The organism is Mesorhizobium sp. M1078, from assembly GCF_040318615.1.
Lineage (GTDB): Bacteria > Pseudomonadota > Alphaproteobacteria > Rhizobiales > Rhizobiaceae > Mesorhizobium.
The window spans coordinates 1-1293 of record NZ_JAMYMP010000091.1 but is presented as its reverse complement, the minus strand read 5'-3'; the positions used below and the strand labels follow the sequence as shown (position 1 = coordinate 1293).

Sequence of the window (1293 nt, the reverse complement as noted above, 5' to 3'; positions counted from 1 at the left end):
GGTCCATTCCGGACACATAGGTTACGGTTTATATCGGAGACATGGGTAACACTTTTGGCCCGAAGGGGTTTTGGAGTGGTTCGAGCCTGCATGTCTCATCATCGAAGTAGCCCAAATCATAATCCATGAAGGAAGCCAGCCAGATATGGTCCTCGACCTGTTTGATGCCGACGGTCTGGCCGGCAAAGACGAGGCTGAGGTTGATCTTCTTGCGATTGTAGCAGATGCGGCCGCAGGTGGTGACGGTGACGGCCTTGTCGTGAAACGGATAATCGAGATCCGGCAGGCCGGCATAGATGCGCGGTGACGGGGTGTAGCGCTCGGCTGGACAGGCCATGTCGAGCGCCTGATGTGGGCGTTCTGAGTTGAACTCATTGATGAAGTCATCGAACCTGGCCTGCTGCTGCAGGAAATTGGCGCCAGCCGGTTTGGTGGTTTCCTTCTTGAGAGTCAGGTGCATGCGCTCATGGCGCCCGTTCTGCTGCGGACAGCCCGGCTGGATGCGCTCGATGTCGATGCCCAGGCGCAGCCACCAGACCGACAGTTTGCTGAGATTGAACAGCGCGTTTGGGCTGGCAAAGGGAACGCCATTGTCGGTCCTGATGGCGCTGGGCAGGCCGAACTCTTTGAAAACGCTCTCGAACACCGTGAAGGCATAGGCTTCCTTGGTAGTCGACAACGCCTCGCAGGCGATGAGATAGCGGCTGGCGAAGTCGGTGATCGTCAGCGGATAGCAATAGCGCCGATCGGCGAGCATGAACTCGCCTTTGTAGTCGGCACACCACAGATCGTTGGGCCGATAGCCGTTTGAAAGTGGTGTTCCCATCGCCCTGTTGCGCCTTCGCTTGCGGCGCTCGACCAGGCCATGGCGGTCGAGAACCGCATGCACCGTCGAGATCGCAGGCCGGTGAACGTCAGGATACAGCCGGGCCAACCGTTCGCGTATCTTTGGCGCACCCCAGGTCGGCTTGTCTTGCTTGAGGCGCACAATCAGCTTCTCGATTTGAAACGGAAGCTGATTGGCGTGGCGGTAGGGTCGGCGTGATCGATCCGTCAGCCCCTCAAGGCCACTGTCATTGTAGCGTGTGAGGATCTTGTAGCCGGTCTTGCGCGAGATATCGAACTCACGGCAAAGCACCGATATCTTCTCGCCGTCCAGCAGCCGGGCAATGAACTTCAGCCGCTCTTCCATGACGTTACACTCCTTCCAAGGCACCTTGCTCTCCTTGCAAAGGGCCGAAAGTGTAACCCATGTCTCCGGAATGAACTGTCACCCATCTCTCGGGAAGGGCA

1 protein-coding gene is annotated in these 1293 nt (G+C 58.0%); it reads right to left on the bottom strand.

What is annotated here, in order from left to right:
- Positions 1-28 precede the first annotated feature (28 nt).
- A complete protein-coding gene (locus NKH38_RS33215; protein ID WP_023731000.1) occupies positions 29-1216 on the bottom strand; it encodes a helix-turn-helix domain-containing protein in 1188 nt (395 codons plus the stop codon).
- Positions 1217-1293 lie beyond the last annotated feature (77 nt).